Source organism: Saccharomonospora halophila 8 (assembly GCF_000383775.1).
GTDB lineage: Bacteria > Actinomycetota > Actinomycetes > Mycobacteriales > Pseudonocardiaceae > Saccharomonospora > Saccharomonospora halophila.
In genome coordinates, this window is record NZ_KB912551.1 from 1 (window position 1) to 2,746 (window position 2,746).

The following is a 2,746-nucleotide window of genomic DNA, read 5'->3' on the forward strand; positions in this document are numbered from 1 at the left end:
GGCGCGTTCGCGGCGCCGCGCTGGGCCAGCCGTTCGCCGGGCGGGCAGTGCCAGGTCAACTCCGGCGGCCGGGGTTCCGTGTCGACGGGGGTGCGCCGGTCGGTGCCGTGGTAGCAGACCGGGCCCTGCGCGCCGACGAGGTAGAACCGGGCGGTGTCGCCCTCGACGATGTCGCCGAGTCCGGTGAGTGTCTCCGGCAGCGACGCCAGCAACTGTTCCACGGCGGGGCCGCGCACACTCACCATCCTGCCGGTCGTGACCAGGTTGCCCAGCAGTGTGGTGAGTGCCGGCTGGTTCGTGGTCATCAGCTCCGCCACCCGCCGGGCGGGTGCGTCGACCTCGTGCACCAACTCCCGCACCGCCGGTTCGTGCTCCCGCAGGGTGTCGGTCATGCCGCGCAACGAGGAGGCCAGCTCGCGGAGCCTGCCGCCGGAGGAGCCGATCAGTTCCCGGCTGCCGCGCAGCACACTCCGGATCTCGTCGGTGTGCCCGGCGGCCGTGTCCAGCAGCGTCCTCGTGTTGTCCAGGATGCGGACGAGCTCGTCGGCGCCCCCACCGAGCCCGGTGGCCAGCGCGTCGGCGATCGTGCCGATGTCCTGCGCGGGCAGGTCGTCGGCCACCGCGAGCACCCGCGCGAGCAGCGCGTCCAGCTCCACCGGCCGTCTCGTGTCCCCGGCGGCGACGACGTCGCCGGGGGACAGGTACGGCGGTTCGTCGGACGACGGCCGCAGGTCCAGTCGCACGATGGCGATCGGGGTGTCCATCGTGACCACCGCCGTCAGGTCCTCGGATACGCGGGTTCCCGGGTCGAGGGCCAGGTCCACCGCGACACCGGCCCGGTCGGTGTCGATCCGGACGTCGGTCACCTCCCCGACGTCCACGCCGCGGTAGGTCACCCGGGACGAGGGGGAGAGCCCGCCGGTGTCCGGCATCCGGACCGTGACCGCGATCGGGTCCCGCCACAGGCCGGGCCCGGCCACGTTGGTCGCGACGTAGTAGCCGCACGCGAGCCCGATCACCGCGAACAGCGCCAGCTGGGTCAGGGCGAGCCGGTGGTTCATCGTGGCCTCTTTTTCGACAGCAGGTCGTCGGTGAGGTCCAGGGGATCGAAGCGCTCCCCGGTCTCTCCGGTCCCGCCGAGGTGCCCGGTGTGCCCGGATTCGTCGGGGACGGCTCCGGCGCCGTCCCCGCGTCCGGTGGTGTCCCGGTCGCCCGGGGCGCGGAGGGAGCCGGGCGGGTGACCGGGATCGAGGATCTCGGCGATCGAGCGGGAGACGTCCAGCGTGCCGTCGAGCAGCAGGTAGTCGCCCGGTGCCGCCCGGCGCAGCAGCCCGACGAACTCCCGGGCCCCGGCCAGCGTGCCGCCCAGCCGCTCGCCCACGTCGGCCAGGTCGGTCAACAGCGGGCGCAGCCGGTCCACCTGGTCGGTCAGCGCGTCCCCCGTCTCGTCGAGCACCCCCCGCACCGTCTCGCCGAGGGAGGCGGTCGTGTCGAGCAGGTCGGTGAACCGGTCCCGCTCGGCCAGCAACGTCTCGACCGCGGGGGTGATCTCCGTCAGCGCCGCCTCCAGCGTCGGGGTGCCGTCCGCGAGCCGCCCGGACACCGCACCGACCGAGTCGATCAGTTCCCGGATCCGTCCCCTGTGCTCGTCCAGCGTCGTCAACACGGAGTCCAGTTCGGACAGCAGTTCGCGGACGGTTCCACCGCGTCCGGACAGGGCCGCGTCGGCCTCGGTCACCAGCGTGCGCATCTGGGCGAGGCCGGAGCCGTTCAGCAGGGTGCCCACCGCCGCGAGCGTGTCCTCGATCGTCGGACCGGGCGAGGTGCGCTCCGGGGGGATCCGGTGCCCGTCGGCGGACGGCGACGTCTCCCGGCCGGGGTCGAGTACGACGTAGCGGCTCCCGAGCGTGGAGACCAGTTCCAGGCGTGCGGTGGTCTCCGGTCCGAGGGCGACCTCGGTGTGCAGGTCGAGTTCGACCAGCGCGCGGAAGTCCTCGGTGCGGATCTCCGACACCCGGCCGACCTCGACCGGTCCGGCCCGCACCGGGCTGCCGACGTGCAGGCGCGAGACGTCGGTGAACACGGCGGTGACGCGGTCCACCGGCTCGGTGCCGCCGGCTCCGGCGAGCGTCTGCATGCTCAACCGCTCCAGACCGCACCCCGCGGTGAGGACCGCGACCAGCGCGGTGGGCACCGCGCACCGCAGCACCGCCGTCGTCGGTCGAATCATCCTCCACCTCCGTCGAGCAGTGCCCGCAACCCGAACGGATCGTCGACCTCCGGCGGGAAGTCGAGCGGATTCGTGATCCCCGCGCCCTCGCACAACGGCAGGGGCAGGCGCTCGCACAGCCGGGCCGTCGTGGGGAACTGGGAGAGATTGGTGGAGAGGTCGAGCCGGATGCGCAGGCGGTCGTCCCCGGTGAGGGCGCGGTCGAAGTTCTCCAGCGCCAGCGGGAGCGTGTCCAGCGTCTCGGCGAGCTGGTTGCGCCGGGCCACCAGGGTGGTGCTCACCTCGGCCAGCCGGGAGACGTCCCCGGTGAGTTCCGTGCCGTGCCCGTCGAGCAGTCGGCTGAGGCTGCCGAGCGCCTCGGACAGCCGGGTCAGGGCCCGGGCCACGGAGTCCTCGTGTTCGGCGAGGTCCGCCGACGCGTTCGTGACCGCCTCGGTCACCGAGTCGATCGTGCGCCGGTGGTCGGCGACCAGAGTGACCAGCGAGTCCACGTCCTCGACGAGCGCGCCCACCTCG

At 73.4% G+C, this 2,746-nt stretch carries 2 protein-coding genes and 1 pseudogene; all 3 read right to left on the minus strand.

Annotated features, from left to right (window positions below):
• Positions 1 to 1,061: MlaD family protein (locus SACHA_RS0111445; protein ID WP_019809828.1), on the minus strand; the 1,061-nt coding region annotated here is incomplete at its 3' end.
• Positions 1,058 to 2,230, minus strand: a complete 1,173-nt coding sequence (locus SACHA_RS23395; protein ID WP_019809830.1) for an MCE family protein — start codon at positions 2,228 to 2,230, stop codon at positions 1,058 to 1,060. The genes SACHA_RS23395 and SACHA_RS0111445, both read right to left, overlap by 4 nt.
• Positions 2,227 to 2,746: pseudogene (locus SACHA_RS25350) on the minus strand (MCE family protein); the annotation flags it as partial. The gene SACHA_RS23395 and the pseudogene SACHA_RS25350, both read right to left, overlap by 4 nt.

Coding starts and splice junctions, on each gene's coding strand:
- SACHA_RS23395 (WP_019809830.1), bottom strand. CDS start 2,230: ATGATTCGACCGACGACGGCGGTGCTGCGGTGCGCGGTGCCCACCGCG.